Origin of the sequence: Nocardia sp. NPDC058176, assembly GCF_042883805.1 — a bacterium.
Classification (GTDB): domain Bacteria; phylum Actinomycetota; class Actinomycetes; order Mycobacteriales; family Mycobacteriaceae; genus Nocardia.
In genome coordinates this window covers 1124791-1144996 of sequence record NZ_JBHVVA010000001.1, presented here as the reverse complement: position 1 = coordinate 1144996, position 20206 = coordinate 1124791, and the positions used below count along the sequence as shown (strand labels likewise).

General features: G+C 69.5%; 20 protein-coding genes. 12 read left to right on the top strand and 8 right to left on the bottom strand.

Going from position 1 to position 20206, the window contains the following annotated elements:
• Nucleotides 1-170 precede the first annotated feature (170 nt).
• The 4 genes from ACFVVM_RS05410 to ligD all read left to right on the top strand — a co-directional run bounded on the left by ACFVVM_RS05410 (nucleotide 171) and on the right by ligD (nucleotide 4274).
• Nucleotides 171-563, top strand: a complete 393-nt coding sequence (locus ACFVVM_RS05410) for a cold shock domain-containing protein (RefSeq protein WP_387613181.1) — start codon at nucleotides 171-173, stop codon at nucleotides 561-563.
• 202 nt (nucleotides 564-765) lie between these two features.
• A complete protein-coding gene (locus ACFVVM_RS05405; RefSeq protein ID WP_387613179.1) occupies nucleotides 766-2178 on the top strand; it encodes a zinc ribbon domain-containing protein in 1413 nt (470 codons plus the stop codon).
• Nucleotides 2179-2196: 18 nt separating this feature from the next.
• Nucleotides 2197-3276, top strand: a complete 1080-nt coding sequence (locus ACFVVM_RS05400) for an ATP-dependent DNA ligase (RefSeq protein WP_387613177.1) — start codon at nucleotides 2197-2199, stop codon at nucleotides 3274-3276.
• Complete coding sequence (gene ligD, locus ACFVVM_RS05395; protein WP_387613175.1) at nucleotides 3273-4274, top strand: non-homologous end-joining DNA ligase; 1002 nt, start codon at nucleotides 3273-3275, stop codon at nucleotides 4272-4274. Before ACFVVM_RS05400 ends, ligD begins: the two co-directional genes overlap by 4 nt.
• Nucleotides 4275-4277: 3 nt before the next feature.
• On the opposite strand, the gene ACFVVM_RS05390 is transcribed toward ligD, so the two are convergent.
• The gene (locus ACFVVM_RS05390) at nucleotides 4278-4976 is read right to left on the bottom strand and encodes a hypothetical protein (protein WP_387613173.1); all 699 of its coding nucleotides are present in this window, start codon (nucleotides 4974-4976) and stop codon (nucleotides 4278-4280) included.
• Nucleotides 4977-5224: 248 nt separating this feature from the next.
• Between ACFVVM_RS05390 and ACFVVM_RS05385 the strand changes: the two genes are divergently transcribed.
• Complete coding sequence (locus ACFVVM_RS05385) at nucleotides 5225-5581, top strand: hypothetical protein (protein WP_387613171.1); 357 nt, start codon at nucleotides 5225-5227, stop codon at nucleotides 5579-5581.
• Here the strand turns inward: ACFVVM_RS05385 and ACFVVM_RS05380 are convergent.
• Nucleotides 5578-6129, bottom strand: a complete 552-nt coding sequence (locus ACFVVM_RS05380) for a TetR/AcrR family transcriptional regulator (protein ID WP_387613169.1) — start codon at nucleotides 6127-6129, stop codon at nucleotides 5578-5580. The genes ACFVVM_RS05385 and ACFVVM_RS05380 overlap by 4 nt on opposite strands.
• A gap of 235 nt (nucleotides 6130-6364) precedes the next feature.
• Between ACFVVM_RS05380 and ACFVVM_RS05375 the strand changes: the two genes are divergently transcribed.
• Both ACFVVM_RS05375 and ACFVVM_RS05370 read left to right on the top strand, forming a co-directional pair.
• Nucleotides 6365-7795, top strand: coding sequence for an SDR family NAD(P)-dependent oxidoreductase (locus tag ACFVVM_RS05375; RefSeq protein ID WP_387613167.1), 1431 nt, complete (start codon nucleotides 6365-6367; stop codon nucleotides 7793-7795).
• A 73-nt stretch (nucleotides 7796-7868) separates the two neighbouring features.
• Complete coding sequence (locus ACFVVM_RS05370) at nucleotides 7869-8249, top strand: DUF2784 domain-containing protein (protein ID WP_387613165.1); 381 nt, start codon at nucleotides 7869-7871, stop codon at nucleotides 8247-8249.
• A 1-nt stretch (nucleotide 8250) separates the two neighbouring features.
• Here ACFVVM_RS05370 and ACFVVM_RS05365 read toward each other — a convergent pair whose 3' ends face one another.
• Nucleotides 8251-9129, bottom strand: a complete 879-nt coding sequence (locus tag ACFVVM_RS05365) for an LGFP repeat-containing protein (RefSeq protein ID WP_387613163.1) — start codon at nucleotides 9127-9129, stop codon at nucleotides 8251-8253.
• Nucleotides 9130-9379: 250 nt separating this feature from the next.
• Nucleotides 9380-10132: a thioesterase II family protein gene (locus tag ACFVVM_RS05360; protein ID WP_387613162.1), complete on the bottom strand. Its 753-nt coding sequence runs from the start codon at nucleotides 10130-10132 to the stop codon at nucleotides 9380-9382.
• A gap of 42 nt (nucleotides 10133-10174) precedes the next feature.
• Here ACFVVM_RS05360 and ACFVVM_RS05355 point away from each other — a divergent pair, with 42 nt between their 5' ends.
• The gene (locus tag ACFVVM_RS05355) at nucleotides 10175-11554 is read left to right on the top strand and encodes a CoA transferase (protein ID WP_387613161.1); all 1380 of its coding nucleotides are present in this window, start codon (nucleotides 10175-10177) and stop codon (nucleotides 11552-11554) included.
• A 93-nt stretch (nucleotides 11555-11647) separates the two neighbouring features.
• On the opposite strand, the gene ACFVVM_RS05350 is transcribed toward ACFVVM_RS05355, so the two are convergent.
• A complete protein-coding gene (locus ACFVVM_RS05350) occupies nucleotides 11648-12217 on the bottom strand; it encodes a TetR family transcriptional regulator (protein ID WP_387613159.1) in 570 nt (189 codons plus the stop codon).
• Between the two features lie 105 nt (nucleotides 12218-12322).
• Here ACFVVM_RS05350 and ACFVVM_RS05345 point away from each other — a divergent pair, with 105 nt between their 5' ends.
• The 3 genes from ACFVVM_RS05345 (at nucleotide 12323) to ACFVVM_RS05335 (ending at nucleotide 15584) form a co-directional block, all read left to right on the top strand.
• Nucleotides 12323-13570 carry an FAD-dependent monooxygenase gene (locus ACFVVM_RS05345; protein ID WP_387613158.1) on the top strand — a complete coding sequence of 416 codons (1248 nt, stop codon included), beginning with the start codon at nucleotides 12323-12325 and terminating at the stop codon, nucleotides 13568-13570.
• A gap of 92 nt (nucleotides 13571-13662) precedes the next feature.
• A complete protein-coding gene (locus tag ACFVVM_RS05340; protein ID WP_387613156.1) occupies nucleotides 13663-14706 on the top strand; it encodes a nucleoside hydrolase in 1044 nt (347 codons plus the stop codon).
• Nucleotides 14703-15584, top strand: coding sequence for an amidohydrolase family protein (locus ACFVVM_RS05335; protein WP_387613154.1), 882 nt, complete (start codon nucleotides 14703-14705; stop codon nucleotides 15582-15584). The genes ACFVVM_RS05340 and ACFVVM_RS05335 overlap by 4 nt, the downstream gene beginning before the upstream one ends.
• Here the strand turns inward: ACFVVM_RS05335 and ACFVVM_RS05330 are convergent, their stop codons facing one another.
• The 3 genes from ACFVVM_RS05330 to ACFVVM_RS05320 all read right to left on the bottom strand — a co-directional run bounded on the left by ACFVVM_RS05330 (nucleotide 15585) and on the right by ACFVVM_RS05320 (nucleotide 18522).
• Nucleotides 15585-16613: an alpha/beta hydrolase gene (locus ACFVVM_RS05330; protein WP_387613152.1), complete on the bottom strand. Its 1029-nt coding sequence runs from the start codon at nucleotides 16611-16613 to the stop codon at nucleotides 15585-15587.
• A gap of 116 nt (nucleotides 16614-16729) precedes the next feature.
• A complete protein-coding gene (locus ACFVVM_RS05325; protein ID WP_387616760.1) occupies nucleotides 16730-17359 on the bottom strand; it encodes a response regulator in 630 nt (209 codons plus the stop codon).
• A complete protein-coding gene (locus ACFVVM_RS05320; protein ID WP_387613150.1) occupies nucleotides 17356-18522 on the bottom strand; it encodes a sensor histidine kinase in 1167 nt (388 codons plus the stop codon). The genes ACFVVM_RS05325 and ACFVVM_RS05320 overlap by 4 nt, the downstream gene beginning before the upstream one ends.
• A 159-nt stretch (nucleotides 18523-18681) precedes the next feature.
• Here ACFVVM_RS05320 and ACFVVM_RS05315 point away from each other — a divergent pair, with 159 nt between their 5' ends.
• Nucleotides 18682-20169: a multicopper oxidase family protein gene (locus tag ACFVVM_RS05315; protein WP_387613148.1), complete on the top strand. Its 1488-nt coding sequence runs from the start codon at nucleotides 18682-18684 to the stop codon at nucleotides 20167-20169.
• The last annotated feature ends 37 nt before the right edge of the window (nucleotides 20170-20206 follow it).

Sequence of the window (20206 nt, the reverse complement as noted above, 5' to 3'; positions counted from 1 at the left end):
CTCAGGAGTGGGACGCTAACGAGCACAAGTGAACAATCAGTTACCGTGCTGTGACCGTGACCGGTCCACCGGCCAGGACCGCTCATCGATTTCCCTGACTATCCACTTTCCGGGAAAAACGCCCAAAAGCCGCGTTACAGTTGCCTCGGGAATGCGGAGCGAGGAGCTGGTTGGTGTCCATCGGGAAATTGGTGTCGTTCGACGGTTCACGGGGTTTCGGGTTCATTCGCCCCGATGACGGCGGGCCGGACGTGTTCGTCCATGTCAACGACATCGGCCTCGACGAGGACGAACTGCGCCAGGGCCGGTTGTTCGAATTCGATGTCACCGAGGGTGATCGGGGCCCCAAAGCCGTCAACCTGACCGCTGTCGGCCAGTCCGCGACCGCGCCCAAGGCACGCAAGGAGCGCGCGGGTGGCGACAAGCTCGGTGCCGAGGAACTCCGCCAGCAGATCACCGAACTGCTGCTCGACGCCTCCCCGGCCCTCACCGCGGCCGAGATCATCACCATCCGCGACCGGTTCGCCATCTTCGCCGACGAACACGGCTGGCTCGACTCCTGACCTCGCGCCGCCAACGCGCTGTCGAGGTCCGTCGCGATGTCGGTGCGCCGACCTACGATCGGGTCACGGACCGATGAATCGGGCGTGCTCGCGACGTCGACACGGGTGAACCACCACCCACGAGGAGGCGACATCCAGTGACTGATCCTTACTCACTTCTGTCCTCACCTGGACAGAAGGACGAGCTGACCGGCGGCAGCGTGTGAAGGTCACCCGTATCGCGTACAGCAGCAACCTCAACGCCGGAAAGTATGGGCAGCTCCAAGAGCAGGCTCGGCGTCTTGGTGTGGTGCGGTCGACGGTGTGGCGGCAGTTCGGCTCGATACAGGGCCTCGCGTGGTCGGACCGGCAGATCCGCGATGTGTGGATCGTCGACGGCACAGCGCAATCCTTCGGCGTGCTGGCGAACCCTTGGAAGGAAACAGTGCGCGATGCGGTCGCCGACATCACCGCGAACCGCGCCGCCGCGAAGGTCGAGGTCCGCCGGGCGATCAACCGGCGCACCACGAGCAAGACCGAGCGCACCCGCCTGTACACCGCGCTCGCCCGCGACACCTGGGACACAGGTCCTTACCTGTCCAGGCTCATGCGCCAGCACTGGCGGCGCGGCCGGAACAGGACCACGAATCAGATCGTGGTCCGTGCTGATCAATACAAGACGTTCACTCTCGCTGAGGGCGGGAACGTCTGGCTGGCCGTGCCCGGGCTGGAACGCCGACAGCTCGTCCGTATCCCCCTGAACACCACCGTCGCTCCCTCCGGCACACTGCGGCTGATCTTGCGCGGCAACCGGGTCGAAGTGCACTACCAGATCGACGCCGCAGCGATGAAGTCCTCGAAACGGCCGGTCGGAAACCGCACGGTCGGCGTCGACAAGGGATACACCGAAGTCCTCACCGACTCCGACGGTGAGCATCACGGAACCGAGCTGGGCGATCTGCTGAGGGCCGAGTCCGACCACCGCAAGACCAAGAACGCCCGCCGCGCCAAGCTTCGCAGCGTCGCGGAGAACGCCGAGCAACGCGGCGACCTGGCGAAGGCCCAGCGTATCCGTGTCAACAACCTCGGCATCCTCAAGCCTGAGCGACGCTCGAACGCCTGGCGGTGCCGGGTCCGCGACATCACCTTCCAAGCTGTCCACCAGGTAGCCGACAAGGCCGCGGTGATCGTGGCCGAAGACCTCACCAAGACTTTCGCCAGCCGCAAGAAGCTGGGAAAGAACACGAACCGAAGGCTCGCCGCGTGGACCAAAGGCGTCACCGCGGAAGCACTTCAGGCCGTGTCGGACCGCAGAGGTTCTGCGGTGCGGCTGGTCAACGCTGCCTACACCTCCCAAGTCGTTCCCTTCACGAGCATCCTTGGTGTCCGCGCAGGGGACCGGCTTCACTGCACCGAGTGCAGGGCGGTATGGCAAGCAGACCACGCCGCTGCGATCAACATCCAGGAACGCGACGGAGATCCCGACATCTCCCTGCACACCACACATACGCTGGTGAAGCAGATCCTCCAGGAAAGGACCGATCGCCAACGGACCAGACTGCCGGTCCAGGACTCCAGCACAGCACTCTGTGCGTGCGGAGAGCGAAACATCCGAATGCTCAACTCCGAGCAGTGAAATAGGAAGCAGGATCGGATGGATCTACCGGTGATGCCGCCAGTACGCCCCATGCTGGCCAAGTCGACGCCGTCGCTGCCACGAGAGCCGGGGCTGAGTTATGAACCCAAGTGGGACGGGTTCCGGTGCATCGTGTTCCGCGACGGCGACGAGATCGAGCTGGGTTCGCGCAACGATCGTCCACTCACCCGGTATTTTCCCGAGCTGGTCGACCTGTTGGCCGCCGCGCTGCCGCAGCGCTGTGTGGTCGACGGCGAGATCGTGGTCGTCACCGACGACGGTCTCGATTTCGACACCCTGCAGCAGCGCCTGCATCCGGCGGCGTCCCGGGTCAACAAGCTGGCCGTGGAGACACCGGCCAGCTTCGTCGCCTTCGACCTGCTCGCCCACGGCGACCGCGACCTGACCGCCGAACCGTTCACCGAACGCCGACGCGAGCTGGAGACGCTGCTCGACGCGGCGCCCGGCCGCATCCACCTCACTCCGATCACCCACGATCCCGACGTGGCCCAGGACTGGTTCACCCGATTCGAGGGCGCCGGTTTCGACGGTGTCATGGTCAAGGCCGACGACCTGGCCTATCTGCAGGACAAGCGGGTGATGCTCAAGGTCAAGCACGAGCGCACCGCCGACTGCGTGGTGGCGGGGTACCGGATGCACAAGGACGGCGAAGGTGTCGGGTCCCTGCTGCTCGGCCTGTTCGACGACGAAGGCAATCTGCATCATGTGGGCGTGGCGTCCAGTTTCACGGCGGCGCGGCGGCGGGAACTGCTCGGCGAGCTGGCGCCGCTGCGGGAGAACGCGCTGGTCGATCACCCCTGGCGCGACTGGGCCGACGCGGTCGCCCAGGCCAATGCCGAGGGCAAGATGCCGGGCGGGGTGAGCCGCTGGAGCGGTGGCAAGGACCTCTCGTGGGAGCCGTTGCGGCCGGAGCTGGTCGCGGAGGTGCGCTACGAGCACGTGCAGTCGGGGCGATTCCGGCACGGCGGGCGGCTGGTCCGCTTCCGCGCCGACCGCACCCCCGAGTCGTGTACCTACGCCCAGCTCGACGAAGTGGCGCCCGCCGAGCTCGGCGCGATCTTCGGAGCCCGGCGATGAGCGCCGCGGTCGAGGTCGAGGTGGACGGGCGCGCCCTGTCGATCAGCAATCCGGACAAGGTCTACTTCAGCAAGCGCGGGGAGACCAAGCTCGATCTGGTCCGCTACTACCAGGCAGTGGCCGATCCGCTGCTCGGCGTGATCGGCGACCGCCCACTGCTGCTGGAGCGCTATCCCGACGGCGCCTCGGGCAAGTCCTGGTTCCAGAAGCGGGTCCCCAAGTCGGCACCGGACTGGTTGCGGACCGTGGAGGTGTCCACCCCCAACGGCACCACCAGCGACGCACTGGTCGCCCACGATCTCGCGCACATCCTGTGGGCGGTGAACCAGGGCTGCCTCGGCTTCCACGTCTGGCCCAACCACATCGGCGACCTGCGCATCGCCGACGAACTGCGGATCGATCTCGACCCCTCGCCCGGCATCGGCTTCGACGATCTGCGCCGCGGCGCGGCGCGCACTCGCGACCTGCTGGCCGAATACGGCATCGACAGCCGGATCAAGACCTCCGGCTCGCGCGGGCTGCACATCTACGCCGCGCTGGAACCACGCTGGGACGGCTACGAGGTGCGCGCGGCCGCCGTCGCGCTGGCCAGGGAGCTCGAACGCCGCTACCCCGAGGAGATCACCGCGCACTGGTGGAAGGAGGAACGCGGGTCGCGGGTGTTCATCGACTACAACCAGAACGCGCCGCACAAGACCGTGTTCGGCGCCTGGTCGGTGCGCCCCAAGGTCGGCGGGCAGGTCTCCACCCCGATTGCCTGGACCGAACTCGACACGGTCGTGCCCGACGAGCTCACCCTCGCCACCGTCCCTGCCCGGCTGGCCGAACACGGTGATCCGTGGGCCGACCGCGCGCCCCAGTCGATCCAGTCGCTGCTGGAGATGTCCGAACGCGACATGGCCGCCGGGCTGATGGACGCGCCGTGGCCGCCGCAGTATCCGAAGATGCCGAACGAACCGCCCCGCGTGCAGCCGAGCCGCGCCAAGAAGACCGAGTAGGACCTACTCGGTCCACGGCACCCAGGCGCCGGTGCTCCCGCTGCCCTCGCACACCAGCGCGCGGTTGTCGGAGGTGCGACCCGACTTGTCCACCGACGGATCGCACCTCGCCCCCTCGGTGTAGTAGGAGCCGGCGACCCGGTACGGGCCCGACCAGGTGTATCCGTCGGTGCCGCGCAGACACAGCAGAGTCGCACCGTCTGCCGCGACGCCGAGCAGGCCGACCCGCTCGGCCGGGCACGCGGTGCCCTTCTCGACGACGCCGATGCCCGGGTCGGCCGGGCGGTCGTCGGTCGGGCTCACCACCGGGACCACCGTCGCGGAGGGCGCGCCCTGCGCGGATGCCGGGGTGCTCGTCGTCGTGGTGGCCAGGTTCGGCAGCTCCACGTCGAGCCCGCCGAACATCGCGAGCCCCACCACGGCCAGCGCCGCCACCTCCGTGATGCCGAGCAGCAGGGCGAACACCGCGATCCCCCGGCCGCGTGGATGGCCGAACGACAGCAGCCCGAACACGATGGCGATCGGGAACAGCAGGACCAGCGCGGCGGCCAAGGCCACCATCGCGTAGGGATTCACCCGTGGCTGCGCCCCGCCGAGCCCATCGGCGCCCGCCGGCGTCGCGTGTGGCCAGCGCTGACCGTTCCAGCGCCGGTCGTCCACCTCGTCCTCGGGGTCGTCGTCCCATTCCTCGTACCGTGCCATCAACCCCGGGTCCCTCTCCGATCTCCCCGGCGCGCACAACGATGCGCCGGGTCACGCGACGAGAATAAGGACTCCCGACCGGTCGGTCAGCGCAAACGGCAAATGCTCTGCCGCAGGCCCGCCGCCGAATTCAGGGGCATCGACACGGGTAACGAACCGGCAAACACCTTTGCCCGCGCGACCGGTCCGGGTCCATGCTGGTCATGAGTGAGCCGCTGCGCGCATCCCCAGCTCGCGAGGAGGACCCCATGTCCGAGAGCAGCACTTCGGCAGACCGGCAGCACTGGCACGCCCAGGCAGGCGACCTGCTGGCCGACGACTACAACGTGCCCGGCATCATCGCGTGCGGAATCGGGGTGGTCGGCCTGGCCTGCACCCTGGTGGCCGCGGGCTCGGGATACTTCGGCTGGGCGGTGATCGCCGGGATCGCCACGGCGGTGTTCCTGCTCGGCGGGCTGGCGGCGCTGGTGTACGAACATCGCCGCGAGGAGCGGATCGAACTGGCCTACGGCCGCAGCGGTCACGCGCCCGGCCATCTGGGCCCACAGCGCTACAGCGCCCGCGAGATCGCGATGCCCCATCCGCGCCGCGGGATCAGCGCCTAACCCACCGCGTCCTGGCGGGGTTCCAGGCTCGGGATGGTCTCGGTGATCACGGTGCGCAGGGTGTCGGCGAGCAGTCGATGCACCTGGTCCCTGGTGAGCGTGCCGCGGGTGATCCACTCGCGTCCGGCGACCTTCACCAGCCCCGCGTAGGCGAGGACCAGCGCGCGCGACTGTGCACTCTGTGCCAGTTCGGGGCGCCCGATCATCACCAGCATGCGCTCGGCGGCGGCGTCGTCGGCCTGATCGAGGATCTGCTCCACCTCGGGGTCGTCGCCGACGCCCTCGTGGCTGGTGACCTTCACCCAGGTGGTGCCGTGTTCGGCGATGGTGTCGAGCAGCCAGCCGACGATGGCGTCGACGCGTTCGCTCGGTGTCCCCTCGGGGATCGACACCTTCTCCGGCCGCGGCAGGGTCACCATCCGGCGCACGACCGCCAGATACAGGTCGCGCTTGTTGCCGAAATAGTGGTTGATCAGGCCGCGGGCCACGCCGGCGCGCTGGGCCAGTTCCGCGGTCGAGACCGCCGCGTACGGCCGCTCGCCGAACATATCGATGGCACATGCCAGGATCTGCGCGCGTCGCTCGTCGGGTTCGAGCCTGCGCCTGCGCGGCGCGTCTGCGGTATCGGTGTCGAGCGGGGAAATCGGAGGGCTCCGTCGGGTTCGGTGGTCGCCGCGCGGTTGCGGTGACGGTGCACCACGATACCCAGCGGGTCTGGCGCGCGGCCAATGAGACAATGGTTCACGTCCACCGCTCCCGCACGAAGGAATGTCGCACTCCCCGATGACCGAGAACATGATCGATCCGGACGAGTTGGCGACCTGTCTGCGAGTACTGGAACAAGCCGGGCAGCTGGAGAAGGAACATCCCGATTCGATCGCGGTGCAGCGCGCGGTCGGGCACATGTTCAAGAAGCTCAAGCAGCGTCGTCGCATCGAGGCGCGCGAGCAGGTCGCCACCGCCGATCGCGCCGTCATCGCGGCCACCGCCACCGGCTCACCGCAGCGCATCGACGACGAGACCGCCGGCATCCCGATCAGCTCGGCCACCTCCGGCGCGAGCGCGGGCACGCTGGTGCGCGCGCGGCCCTGCTACATCTGCAAGCAGCGCTACACCCAGGTCGACGCGTTCTACCACCAGCTGTGCCCCGACTGCGCCGCCGCGAGCCACGCCAAGCGTGATGCCCGCACCGACCTGTCGGGCAAGCGCGCGCTGCTCACCGGTGGCCGCGCCAAGATCGGCATGTACATCGCGCTGCGGCTGCTGCGCGACGGCGCGCACACCACCATCACCACCCGGTTCCCCAACGACGCGATCCGCCGCTTCGCCGCGATGGACGACAGCGCCGACTGGCTGCACCGCCTGCGCATCGTCGGCATCGATCTGCGTGACCCGGCCCAGGTCGTCGCGCTGGCCGATGATGTCGCGGCCCAGGGACCCCTCGACATCCTGATCAACAACGCCGCCCAGACCGTGCGCCGCTCGGCGGGCGCCTACAGCGCCCTCGTCGACGCCGAGACCGCGCCGCTGCCCGCGGGCGTGCTGCCGGAGATGGTCAGTTTCGGCAAGACCATGCAGGCCCATCCGACCGCGCTCACCGCCTCGCTGACCCCGTCGCTGTCGGCCGTCGACGTGGCCGAACTCGCCCTCGTCGCCGGGTCGGCGACCCCGGAGCGGATCGCGGCCGGTGTCGCCATCGACGCGGGCGGGCTCGTCCCCGATCTCGCGCACACCAACAGCTGGGTGCAGACCGTCGGCGAGGTCGACGCCACCGAGCTGCTCGAGGTGCAGCTGTGCAATTCGGTCGCGCCGTTCATCCTGGTCTCGCGGTTGCGGCCGACGATGGCCGCCGCGGCCGGGCGCCGCAAGTACGTGGTCAACGTCTCGGCCATGGAGGGTCAGTTCGGCCGCGGCTACAAGGGCCCCGGTCATCCGCACACGAACATGGCCAAGGCGGCACTGAACATGCTGACCCGCACCAGCGCGCTCGAGATGTTCGAGGCGGACTCGATCCTGATGTCCGCCGTCGACACCGGCTGGATCACCGACGAGCGCCCGCACTACACGAAGGTCCGTCTGGCCGAGGAGGGCTTCCACGCCCCGCTCGACCTCGTCGACGGCGCCGCCCGCGTCTACGACCCGATCGTGCAGGGTGAGAACGGGGTCGACCTGTACGGCTGCTTCTTGAAGGACTACCGGCCCTCCCCCTGGTGATCGCCTGACCAAGCGATGCCGAACCGGAATGTCGATCATGATTCCGGGCTCGACCGGGAACTATCCTGAAAAGGTGCCGTTCCGGGTGCTTGCCGACGTCTTCGCCGTCACGCACGTCGCGTTCATCGCGTACGTGGTCGCCGGCGGTTTCCTGGCGTGGCGGTGGCCACGCACGATCGGTCTGCATCTGCTGGCGGTGGCGTGGGGTTTCGGCACCATCCTGATCGGCTTCGACTGCCCGCTGACCCATGCCGAGAACTGGGCGCGCCAGCGGGCCGGAGTGGCCGAATTGCCGGCGACCGGCTTCATCGACCACTACCTGACCGGGGTGATCTATCCCGACAGCGCGCTGGGCCTGGTGCGGGTGCTCGCGGCGGTGACGGTGCTGGTGTCCTGGCTCGGGTATTGGCGCCTGCACCAGCGGCACCGCCGGATGAGCTCGGGTGCAGTCTGACTCAGCAGCGGGCGGAGTCGGTGACCGCGCCGGTCGCGCTGTTCCAGGTGACGCAACCGCCGACGAAGTCGCTGCGCTTGCCGCCGGGGATGTCGTACTCGTCGCTCACCGGGTAGCCGAGGTACGAGCGTTCCCAGCCGAGGGATGCCCAGCGGGCCCGGATGAGGCCGTTGACGCCGTGTGGGCCGGTCTGCGGGCTCCAATAGATCGATGCGCCTTGCCAGTCACCGCCGGTGAAGTGGTTGTACCAGCCGTTCTCCAGGCTCATCGTGTTGGTCGTCGGCCAGCCGTAGCGACCGTTCTCCCACCCCGAGTCGGCCCACTTCCGGTGGATGCCGTAGCCGCCCTGCCCGTAATCGTGCACCCAGTGTGCCGACGCGCCGGGCCGCCAGTAGATCGAGGCCTCCGGCGTGGTGCCGCCGCGGCTGAAGTGGCTGTAGCGGCCACCGAGTGTGGCGGTCGGGCACTCGTCGGTGATCGGGACACCGGTCGCGCGGTGCCCGCCCGCGTTCCACATGGTCTCCTTGATCAGTCCGTGTACCTCGTGCACACCGGTGTCGGCCCGCGAGTACAGGATCCCCGGTCCCTCGGGCGGACCGGCGTAGTCGCGCAGGAACACCCCGCCCTCTTCGCTTTCGCGTTCGGGGCCGGTCGGGGCACCGAGCAGCGCACGCAGCGCCGGGTCACTGTTGTAGCGGTCGTCGATGGCCGATCCGGCGGCGAGGGTCTGCGTCGAGGTCGTCACCGTACAGATCGGCCACCCGGCCTGGGCCGAGGCGGGTCCGATCGTGAGTGGAAACAGCCCGGCCAGCGCGACCGAGGAGGCGGCGGCGCCTACGCCGATCCGCCGTAAGGACGTGCGAAATATGTTGTGCGACATGGTCTACTCCCCAGACGAATGTTGTCGATACCAGTTCGCCGGGAAAAAGTCGGTAGTTACCGTTCCTACAGAATCGTTACGCGCATCGGGCGCCGTGATCGCCCCGAGACGTGCGCGCCTCGCACGGCGACGACGCCCGGCCGAGGGCGGACTCCTGGTCACGGCCGGGCACGGATCCCGTCGCCATCCGCAGACGCGACCGCTCGCGCCCGTCCGGAGACTATTCTGTTATCCGCGTCGCTGTCGTCGGTTACCTCAGGTGCCGCGTGATCTCCTCGGCGACCGGAACGGGCCGCTCGTCGAGGTAGAAGTGTCCGCCGGGGAAGGTCGTCAGGGTGAACGGCCCGTCGGTCATCGTCTCCCATTCCTCGGCCTGCGCGGGGGTGGCCGTGGGATCCTCGGTGCTGATCAGTGCCACGACCGGGCAGCTCAACCGCGGTCCGGGACGATGGCGGTAGGTCTCGACCGCCTGGTAGTCACCGCGGACGGCGGGCAGGATGAGTTCGGCGAGATCGGGTTCGGCGCGCAGCATCCGGACCGGTGCGGGATCGGCGGCCAGGCGTTCGAGGTCGTCGAGGAGCGCGTCGTCCGAGGCCTGGTGCAGCAGGGCGGTTTCCACGAACGTGGGCGCGGGACGGCCCGAGACGATGAGCGCGCGTACCGGTGCGCCACCCTCGGCGAGGCGACGCGCGGTCTCGTAGGCCACCGTCGCGCCCATGCTGTGCCCGAACAGCGTCCGCGCCGGTGCCGGCTGGGCCAGCAGGTCGGTGGCGATCCGGTCGGCGAGTGCGTGCAGGTCGGTGAGCACCGGCTCGTCGAGGCGGTCCTGGCGGCCGGGGTACTGCACCGCGGTCACGTCGACACCGGGGCCGACGTGCCGCGACAGCTCGCGATACACCGCGGCCGATCCGCCGCCCGGCGGGAAGCACACCAGCTGCCCGCCCGCGGACGGGTCCTTGCGCAGGACTCGAATCCATTCCGTGGCAGTCGCATTCACACCCACAGCACACTCCTCACCCATCGTTTCCGCAGCTAGGCTGGTCGAGTGACCACCGCACAGCAGCTCGTGCACGCCTACGAGGCCGGACTGGGACTCGCGCCGTCGACACCGATCGACGCCGCCGATCCGGGTGCCCGGCTGGCGGCAACGCTACCGGTCTGGGCGCTCGCCGGTGGCTCGGTCGCGGCGGTACAGCTGGCCGCGAACCGATTTCGCGCGGCGAGCGGGCCGGCGGTCCGGCCGGTCGTGGTCGATCCCACCCGGGTGACGGCGGCGTTCGCCGGTGAGCGGCTGTTCCGTCACAGTGGCGCCGCGCCCTCGATCTTCAGTCCGCTGTCCGGGTTCTTCCGCACCGCGGACGGCTGGGTGCGCACGCACGCCAATTACCCTCATCATCGCCGCCGCCTCGCCGGGGCGCTCGAGCTGGCCGACGACGTCGATGCCGAGCAGGTCGCCGCGCGGCTGGCAGCGATGTCGGCGGCGGAGGTCGAAGCGCTGGCGCTCGACGCGGGTGCGATCGCGGTGCGGGTGCGCGCGGAGGGTGAATGGTCGGGCAGCCCGATGGGGCGTGCCGCGGCGGCGGGACCGCTGGTCGCCCTCGAACGACGGGCGGACGGTGGGTCGACCGGCCAGGTCACCGCTGGAACCGACGCCCCCGCGGCACAACCCACTCCACCGCGGTCCGGGCTCGGGCACGCCCCCACGCTCGACCGGCCGCTGCGCGGTATCCGGGTGCTCGATCTGACCCGGGTACTGGCCGGTCCGGTCGCCACCCGCACCCTCGCGCTGCTCGGCGCCGACGTACTCCGCATCGATCCACCCCGCCTGCCCGAGATCGACTGGCAGTTCCGCGACACCTGCCAGGGCAAACGATCCACCCTGCTCGATCTGCGCACCAATCTCGCGCTGTTCGAACAGCTCCTCGACGAGGCCGACATCCTGGTGACCGGCTACCGGCCCGGCGCGCTCGCCGCCCTCGGCGTCCGGACTCGCCCCGGCCTGATCCACGCGAGCGTGTCGGCCTGGGGCGTCGCGGGGCCGTGGGGTGACCGGCGTGGCTTCGACAGCATCGTGCAGGCGGCGACGGGCATCTCGCTGATCGAAGGCTCGACGGACCGCCCTGGCGCGCTGCCTGCCCAAGCCCTCGACCACGCCTCCGGATATCTGCTGGCCGCCGGGGTGGTCGACGCGCTGCGGTCCCGCACCGACGACGGACACGGCCGTGACGTGAGAGTCTCCTTGGCCCGCACCGCTTCCTGGCTGCTCTCCGGTGACCGCACGCCCGACCATCCCGCCGCCGAGCCGCCCGACCCGGCGGACACGGTCACCCACGGCGACATCACCACCGCGGCACCGGCTTTCGCCGGTTACGCCGACTACCGTTGGCCCGCACCGGAATACGGCGGACACGACCCCCGCTGGTGAGCGTCGACCGGAGGCGCGGCGCGCCCTGGCACGGCATCGCCTCGAGCCAAGGCGAGCACGCTCGTGACCGTCGCGGAAGTGCCGAGGGAGCCGTCAATCCCCGGCGAGCGCCCTGACAGCCTCGGCGAGGTGGTCTCCGTCGGCCACCACCTGATCGGGATTCAGCAGCCACAGCACCGCCAGCCCCTGGACGAGCGCGAAGTACATCCGTCCGATGGCGGCGGCCTGCGCCTCGTCCAGTTCCGGATGCGACGCACGCATGTTCGCCGCGAGGTCGGCCGAGGCCGTCGACAGCTGATCACCCATCTGCGCCCTGGCTTCCGGTACGCGCACGATGCGCACGATGTTCTCGAGACTGGCCAGCATCGCCTCGTGATTGTCGGCGAACACGGCGGGCATGGCGTTCCACAGCTGCGTGAAGCCGGTCAGCAGCGGTGCGCCCGCGCCCTCTTCGATCAATTCCTGCATCGCGTCGCCGATCGCGTTGCCGAGCGCCTCCCCCAGCGCCTCGGTGACCAGGCGGTCCTTCGACCCGAAGTGATAGCCGATCGCGGCCAGGCTCACCCCGGCGGCCGCGGCGATGTCGCGCGCGGTCGCCTTGGCCACGCCGCGCTCCATGATGACCTTGCGCGCCCCCGCCAGCAGGTCTTCTCGATTGCCCATGCCGACAACCCTACCGGACCGTCTTAGACGTTTGTTCTAGACATTCGTGCCAACTTCGGTTAGACATATGTCTAAGATATTCGTTCTTCCAGACGGGATCACCTCATGACCTCCACCAGCCCCCTGCACGTGCTCGTCTCCGGCGGCGGTATCGCGGGCAACGCGGTCGCCCTCCAGCTGCTGCGCCACGGCATCCGCACCACCGTGGTCGAGCGCGCGACGGCTCCCCGCCCCGGCGGCCAGGCGGTCGACCTGCGCGGCCCGAGCAAAGCGGCTGCCGAGCGGATGGGGCTGATGCCGGGCATCGCGAAGCACCAGCTCGACGAACGGGGCATGGCCTACATCGACGGCAGGGGCAAGGTCTACGCGCGGATGGCGATGGCGGACTTCGACGGCAAGGGCGCGGTCGCCGACGTCGAGATCACCCGCGGCGACCTCAACCAGGTCCTGCTCGACGAGCTCGCCACCACCGACACCGGCGAGCTCGACTACCGCTACGGCGAGTGGATCGAGCGCATCGACCAGGACGGCACCGGCGTCGATGTCACGTTCGCTACCGGCGCCACCGAGCGCTTCGACCTGGTGATCGGCGCCGACGGGGTGCACTCGGCGACCCGCCGCCTGGTCTTCGGACCGGAGGAGGAGTTCAGCACCCATCTCGGCGGCTACGGCGCGTTCTTCACCATGGCGACCCCACCCGAGGTGGAACCGGGCTGGTTCGGCATGCGGCTGGTGCCCGGCGCCATGCTCGGCATCCGCCCCGACGGCGATCCGAGCACCGCCAAGGCGATCATCACCGTGCGCGCCGAGCGCGATCCCGCGCTGCGCCACGACGTCGACGCCCAGCGCGCGCTCCTCCGGCGGACACTCGGCGACGCGGGCTGGCACGCCTCCGCCGTCCTCGCCGCCATGGAGGCCACGTCCGACTTCTACTTCGACGAAGTGGCGCGGGTGGACGTGCCGGAACTCTCGGTCGGCCGGGTCACGCTGATCGGCGACGCGGGCTACTGCGGATCCCCGCTCAGCGGGATGGGCACCGCGATGGCCATCGTCGGCGCGTACGTCCTGGCCGCCGAGATCGCCGCCACCCCTGACGATCTCGCCGGCGCGCAGCGCCGCTACCAGGACACGATCACCCCGTTTCTGGACAAGGCCAAGGAGATCCCCGGCGGCGGACTCCCGATGATGCTCCCCCGCACCGCGGTGCTGACGAGGCTCGCGAAGCTCAACGTCCGCATCATGATGTCGCGCCTGATGCGTCCGCTGACCAAGCGGATCTACTTCGGGGACACCGAGGAGTTCACGCTCCCCACGTACCCCACTCGCCCGGCCGCGGCAACGCCCGCCGAGTAGCACGACGGCGCGGGTCGGCCACCGTGGCCTTCCGGCAGCGCCATCAGCAGACCTGCCGCCGAGCGGGTCCGGGGCACGGCTAGGGTCGAGCTGTGCCGCAGCAGATCATTCTCGACGTCGATACCGGGATCGATGATTCGCTGGCGCTGCTGTATCTGCTGGCCTCGCCGGAGGCCGAGATCATCGGGATCGCCGCGACCGCGGGCAATGTCCCGACCGCCCAGGTGGCCGTCAATACGCTCGCCCTGCTCGATCTGGCGCGCGCCGGCGAGATCGAGGTGGCCGCCGGTGCGGACGCGCCGCTGGCGATCCCGCTGCGCACCACCGAGGACACGCACGGCCCACAGGGTCTGGGCTACGCCGAGCTGCCGGTCCCGGCGCGGTCGCTGTCGGACCGGACGGCCGCGCGGATGTGGGTCGACCTGGTGCGGGACCGCCCGGGCGAGGTGACCGGCCTGTGCACCGGCCCACTGACCAATCTCGCACTGGCCCTGCGGATCGAGCCGGAACTACCGCGCCTGCTGCGGCGCCTGGTGATCATGGGCGGGGCGTTCAACCACCCCGGCAACACCACGCCGACCAACGAGTGGAACATCCATGTCGACCCGGAGGCGGCCAAGGAGGTCTTCGACGCGTTCTCGGCGGCGCCGCCGGATCGCAGGCCGCTGGTGTGCGCGCTCGACATCACCGAGTCCATCGAGATGCTGCCCGGGCACCTGGTCGCGCTGGCGGAGGCCGCGCAGAGCGTGCCGATCGAGCGGGTCGGCGCGGGTGCGGTACCCGAATGGCGTTCGGCGGCGAGCAATCCGATCATCCGCTATCTCACCGACGCGGTGCGGTTCTATTTCGACTTCCACCAGTCCTACGATCTGGGCTACCTGGCGCACATGCACGATCCGTTCGCCGCCGCGGTGGCCCTCGATCCGGCGCTGGCCACGACCCGCCCGGCCACGGTCGACGTCGAGCTGGCGGGCACCATCACCCGGGCGACCACGGTCGCCGACTGGGCGGGCATGTGGGGCCGGGAACCCAACGCCGACATCGTGATCGGCACCGACCCCGCCGTGTTCTTCGAACGTCTCGTCACCCGCGTCGGGGCCCTGGCCCGGCGCCTGTACCCGGAGCCGCCGTCATGACCGTCGATACCGCCGCCTACCTCGCCGATTTCCGGCGCCGCCTCGAGCTGCCCGCGATCGTCGACGTGCACACCCATTTCATGCCCGACCAGGTGATGCGCAAGGTGTGGGCCTATTTCGACACGGCCGGTCCGCTCACCGGGCGCGCCTGGCCGATCACCTACCGCGACGACGAGCAGGTCCGGCTGAAGACCTTGCGCGACTTCGGTGTTCGCGCGTTCACGTCGCTGGTCTATCCGCACAAGCCGCAGATGGGCGCCTGGCTCAACGACTGGACCGCCGATTTCGCCGCCCGCACCCCCGACTGCCTGCACACCGCCACCTTCTACCCGGAGCCGGACGCGCCCGACTACGTCCGCACGGCGCTGGACCGCGGCGCGCGGGTCTTCAAGGTGCACATCCAGGTCGGCGCCTTCTCACCGCTGGATCCGCTGCTCGACCCGGTGTGGTCGATCCTGGCCGAGTCCGGCACACCGGTGGTCATCCACTGCGGATCCGGCCCGGCGCCCGGCGAATTCACCGGCCCCGCCCCGATCGCCGAACTGCTGCGCCGCTTTCCGGGCCTGCGGCTGATCGTCGCCCACATGGGCACCCCGGAGTACACCGAGTTCCTCGACCTCGCCGAGCAGTACCCGCGGATGTATCTCGACACCACGATGGTGTGGACCGACTTCAGCGAGGGCGATTCCCCCTTCCCGCCCGGTGAACGAGATCGCCTGCGCCGCTTCGCCGATCGCATCCTGTTCGGCAGCGACTTCCCCAACATCCCGTACCCGTACGCCGAGTCCGTCGCCGCGCTCGAGCGCCTCGACCTCGGCGAGGAGTGGCTGCGCAAGGTCTGTCACGACAATGCGGTCGCGCTGTTCGAGCTCGATTGATCAGGCGGGGACCGCCATCCCCTCGGCCAGCAGTGGCCAGGAGTTCTTGAACGCCTTCTGCCAGTAACCCCAGGAGTGGGTGCCCCGGGTGGACAGGTCGAAGGTGGCCGGGATGTCGAGTTCGACGAGCCGATCCTGCAGATTCTTGGTGCACCAGTTCGTCGCGGCCTCGATCACCCCGCCGACGACGACCTGGTTGGCCAGGCCGACCGGTCCCCAGGTGACCAGGTGCGGATCGCCGAGCCGGTCGTGCTCACCGGGCAACCCGTTGCTGTTGGAGATGTAGAGCCGGGTCCCGCGCAGCCCTTCGGCATTGACCACCGGATCGTTGGCGGCCCACGCCGGGTCACCGGGCGGGCCGTACATGTTCGACGCGTCGCCGCCGCCCGTGGCGACGACGAGGTTCACGAACTGCCGTCCGATCGGATCGCTGATCTGCGCGCAGCCGCTGTAGGCGGCGACCGAGCGGTACAGCCCCGGCTTGGCGATCGCGAGCTGCAGGATGGAGGTGACCGACATCGAGTTGGCGGCGATCGCGTTGCGCCCGGTCGTGGCGAACAGGGTGTCGACCAGGGCGGGCAGTTCGTCGAGGAAGAAGGTGCGCCACTTGTTCACGCCGAGCATGGGATCGGGCTCGCGCCAATCGGTGTAGTAGCTCCACGCGCCGCCGATCGGCATGACCACGTTGACCGGCTTGTCGGCGAGGAAGTCCACCACATCGGTGTTCTCCTCCCAGGTGGCGGTGTCCTCGCCGCCACCGGCGCCGTTGACCAGATACAGCGACGGCCGCGGCACGGAGATGTCCGCCGGCCGCTGGACTTTCACCTCGACATCGCGCCCCATCGCGGCCGAATGGATCCGCACCATCACCTGCCGTCCCTGCACCGAGGTCACCTCGGCCCGCGACCCGTCGACCACCACCACCCGCTGTGTCACCGGCGCCTGCGCGGCGACCGCACCGGCACCTACGGTCGAACCCACCGCGACGAACACCGCCGCCAATGCCGACACCGCGCCGCGGCACCTCATCGATCGAACCTCCACACTGAAAACCGACCGCTTCAATGCGGTCAGTCACAGTATCGACCAAGATCACATCACCGTTACCGTTTTCTTACCGATTCGTCACCTGAGACAAGGGGCTGTCACAGGAGTTTGGAGGCGTAGACGGCGAGCCGGACGCGGTTGTCGGTGCCGGTCTTGTCGAGCAGATTGGCGATGTGGGTCTTGACCGTGCTCACGCCGAGGTACAGGCGGTCGGCGATCGCCTGGTTGCCGTGACCCTCGCCGACCAGGCGAAGTACCTCGAGTTCGCGGGGCGTGAGATCCGCTGGTACCGAAGCGGATTCGGGTCGCGTATGCAGGGCCCGGTCGATGAGGCGGCGCAGGAGGGCCGGGGAGAACAGGAGGTCGCCGTCGGCGGTGCGCCGGATCGCGTCGAGCAGGACCGCGGGTTCGGTGTCCTTGACGAAATAGCCCGTGGCACCGGCGGCGAGGGCGGGGAACAGGTGCTCGTCGTCGTCGAAGGTGGTGAGTACCAATACTTTCGCCCGTGGTGACGAGGTGAGGATCTGCCGGGTCGCGGCGACTCCGTCCAGGCCGGGCATGCGCAGGTCCATGACGACGAGGTCGGGTGCGAGTTCGGTGTAGCGGCGGACGGCCTCGACGCCGTCGGCGGCCTCCCCGACCACGACAAGATCGTCGGTGTCCTCGATGAGCATCCGCAGACCGGCCCGGATCAGTCGCTGATCGTCCACCAGCAGTACCCGGATCACGTCGGCTCCCCCGTCCGGTCGGGCAGCCATGCTCGCACCGCCCAGCTCGTCTCCTCTGCGCCGACCGCGAGAGTGCCGCCGGCGAGATCGGCGCGTTCGCGCATTCCGACGATGCCGTGTCCCGGCGGTGTGTCCGTCGCACCGCCGCCGATGCCGTGCCCGAGTGCTGTGGCCGTTGCTCCGCTGACCACGTCGACGCCGATGCCGCTGTCGCGTCGGCCGAGCCGGAACCGTACCGGCACAGCCTGATCCGCGTGCTTCATGACATTGGTCAGGGACTCCTGCACCAGGCGCAGCAGGGTGAGCCTGGTGATGGCGTCGAGTCCGTCCAGGTCGGGTTCGAGCTCGGCCTCGACGGTGAACCCGGCCGCGCGCACCCGGTCCAGGGCCGCGGTGATCTCGGTGGCGACGGCCTCGGGATCGACCAGCGCCACCGTGCCGAGGGCGGGATCGCGCAGCGCGGCGAGGAGCCTGCGGATGTCGGCGAGAGCATCGGCGGCGGTGCCACGCACGTCGTCGAGGACGGCGACGACGCGCGGATCGGCGGTGCGCACCACGTGTCCGGCCACCGAGATCCGCAGGATGATCGAGGCCATGTGGTGGGCGACCACATCGTGCAGTTCTCTGGCGAGGGCGGCGCGCTCGTCGATGCGGGTGCGGGCCTCGGCGTCGGCGGCGCGCAGGCGCAGGTTCTCGGCGAGGTCGCGCTGTCCGCGCAGGTACAGCCCGAGCAGCAGCGGCAGACCCACGTAGGCCGCCGCCTCGACCACGGTGGAGGCGCGCCCGATCGAGGTGTCGTGCAGGCCGACGCGACCGAGGACGACCGCGGCGGCCCACGCACCCGTCGCCACCCAGACCGGCGCCTGCCGGTGCGAGCGCGCGATCACGTCGACGAGGGCCACCGCGCCCAGATAGGGCACCAGGCCCGACACACCCCACGCCGGGGTGCGGAGCATCGGCACGGCCAGGACCGACAGCACGATCGACACCGCCAGCGGTCGGCGCGCGCCCGCGAGGAACACCACGCCCGCGGCCATCGCCAGCAACCAGTAGTGCGCAGGCACCCGGTACTGGCCAGGGTACGTGCTGGCCAGCAGCAGCACCGGGACGAGTACCAGCGGCAGCCAGCGAAGCAGCTGCCTCCGGGCGCGGATGTCGATCACGCACCCACGCTAGGTGACGAATCGGCAGTAGCACGCGATCGGCGCGTTCGCAACCGCCGAGCGGCCGGAAACGGGCCGCGGTGGTCCGGCCGCTCGGCGGAGTCGCCGCGACCGGGGCCGATCGAAGCTGGAGGTTCCCGCACAGACAAGGAGCACACGTTGGTCTCGCGACGAGGTTTTCTCACCGGGCTCGCCATTGTTCCGGTGGCGTATGCCGCCGGATGTTCGATCCGGCCCTCGGCGCCGGAGTCGACAACCGGGAGCCGCCCGCTGCCGATCCCGCCGCTCGCCCCGTCCACCGTCGACGTCGACGGCATCCGCCGGTTCACCCTGCGGGCCCAGCCGGGCAGCACCGAGATGGTCCGCGGGACGCGGACGCCGACCTGGGGGTACAGCGGGTCGGTGCTCGGCCCGACCATCCGGGCCCGCCGTGGCGAGCGGGTCGCGTTCACCATCACCAACGACCTGCCGGAGCCGACCTCGGTGCACTGGCACGGCATGCATGTGCCCGCGGAGTTCGACGGTGGCCCCCATCAGATGATCGCGCCCGGTGCGACCTGGGCACCGGGGTGGACGGTTCAGCAGCAGGCCGCGACGCTCTGGTACCACCCGCATCCGCACGGCGCGACCGAAAAGCACGTGCAGCGTGGGCTTTCCGGATTCTTCCTCGTGGATGACGACAGTGCCGAGTCCTTCGGACTGCCGAACGACTACGGGGTCGACGACATTCCGCTCGTGATCCAGGACCGCCGCTTCACCGCCGATGGCCGGATCGACGAATCCGACACCACCGATGTCGGGCTGCTCGGCGACACCATTGTCACCAATGGAATCACCGACGCCCACCTCACCGTCACCACCGAACGCGTCCGGCTGCGCGTCCTCAACGGGTCGTCCGGGCGTCTCTACAACCTCGCCCTCGCCGATGGGAGGCCGTTCGAGCTCATCGCGACCGACGGTGGGCTGATGCCCGAACCGGTTGCGCTGGAACAGATCCAGCTCAGCCCGGGCGAGCGAGCGGAACTGCTGGTCACCCTGCGTCCCGGCGAGAACGTCACGGTACGGTCGCTGTCGATCACCGACCGCACCGGCATCGATCGCGCCGCCGAGTTCGGCTTCGACGACACCTTCGACATCCTGACCCTGCGTGCCGCCGACACCCTGCGCCCCGCCGCCGCGCTTCCCACGACCATGGTCCCGATGACGCCCCTCGCCGCGGCGACCACCGCGCCGACCCGGACCTTCGACCTGCAGTGGTTCATGATCAACAACCACCGCATGGACATGAACCGCATCGACATGACCATCCCCGTCGACACCACCGAGGTCTGGTCGGTCCGCAACAAGGACAACTGGCCGCACAACTTCCACGTCCACGACGTCCAGTTCCAGATCCTCGCCATCGACGGCACTCCCCCACCCCCTGCCCTGTCCGGCTGGAAGGACACCGTCTACACCGCCCCCGACACCACCTACACCCTCGCCATGCACTTCGCCGACCACACCGACCCCACCTACCCGTACATGTACCACTGCCACCTCCTCCACCACGAGGACAAGGGCATGATGGGCCAATTCCTCGTCCTCGCTCCCGGCCAGCAACCCGCGCCGATGCAGATGGACATGAGCGGCATGGACCACGGCTGATCCGAGTCATGGACAGGCCAGGAAATTCTGTCTAGTC

Excerpts from the sequence above, each read along its gene's own strand:
- ACFVVM_RS05400 (WP_387613177.1), top strand. The coding sequence starts at position 2,197 with ATGGATCTACCGGTGATGCCGCCAGTACGCCCCATGCTGGCCAAGTCG.
- ligD (WP_387613175.1), top strand. The coding sequence starts at position 3,273 with ATGAGCGCCGCGGTCGAGGTCGAGGTGGACGGGCGCGCCCTGTCGATC.
- ACFVVM_RS05390 (WP_387613173.1), bottom strand. The coding sequence starts at position 4,976 with ATGGCACGGTACGAGGAATGGGACGACGACCCCGAGGACGAGGTGGAC.
- ACFVVM_RS05385 (WP_387613171.1), top strand. The coding sequence starts at position 5,225 with ATGTCCGAGAGCAGCACTTCGGCAGACCGGCAGCACTGGCACGCCCAG.
- ACFVVM_RS05380 (WP_387613169.1), bottom strand. The coding sequence starts at position 6,129 with ATGTTCGGCGAGCGGCCGTACGCGGCGGTCTCGACCGCGGAACTGGCC.
- ACFVVM_RS05375 (WP_387613167.1), top strand. The coding sequence starts at position 6,365 with ATGACCGAGAACATGATCGATCCGGACGAGTTGGCGACCTGTCTGCGA.
- ACFVVM_RS05365 (WP_387613163.1), bottom strand. The coding sequence starts at position 9,129 with ATGTCGCACAACATATTTCGCACGTCCTTACGGCGGATCGGCGTAGGC.
- ACFVVM_RS05350 (WP_387613159.1), bottom strand. The coding sequence starts at position 12,217 with ATGGGCAATCGAGAAGACCTGCTGGCGGGGGCGCGCAAGGTCATCATG.
- ACFVVM_RS05345 (WP_387613158.1), top strand. The coding sequence starts at position 12,323 with ATGACCTCCACCAGCCCCCTGCACGTGCTCGTCTCCGGCGGCGGTATC.
- ACFVVM_RS05335 (WP_387613154.1), top strand. The coding sequence starts at position 14,703 with ATGACCGTCGATACCGCCGCCTACCTCGCCGATTTCCGGCGCCGCCTC.
- ACFVVM_RS05330 (WP_387613152.1), bottom strand. The coding sequence starts at position 16,613 with ATGAGGTGCCGCGGCGCGGTGTCGGCATTGGCGGCGGTGTTCGTCGCG.